Source organism: Clostridioides sp. ZZV15-6597 (assembly GCF_020657815.1).
GTDB lineage: Bacteria > Bacillota > Clostridia > Peptostreptococcales > Peptostreptococcaceae > Clostridioides.
The window spans coordinates 1-263 of sequence record NZ_JAGWCT010000291.1; the positions used below are offsets into that span (position 1 = coordinate 1).

General features: G+C 26.6%; 1 protein-coding gene. It reads right to left on the bottom strand.

The genetic code is table 11. The features are described 5' to 3' along the window. Nucleotides 1–178, bottom strand: a 178-nt coding sequence (tnpA, locus tag KGF52_RS21260; RefSeq protein WP_227841544.1) for an IS200/IS605 family transposase, incomplete at its 3' end; no start/stop codon positions are given. Between the last annotated feature and the right edge of the window lie 85 nt (nucleotides 179–263).

A 263-nucleotide genomic window follows, 5' to 3' on the forward strand; every position in this document is an offset into this window, starting at 1 on the left:
TATTTGGTTTTGCTTTGAATAACAAGTGCACATGGTCAATATCATGATTCCATTCTAGCAACTCCACTCCATAATTTGGGGAGATATCTACAAATATATCTTTTAGTCTATCTGATATAGAGCTATCTATTACTTTTCTTCTATATTTTATACACATAACTAAGTGATAGTGTAACAAGAATACTTAATGATTATTACTATCTAATTTCATTGTAATTACTTCCTTTCAGTTTTTACTACTGATTTTATAATACAATACATTT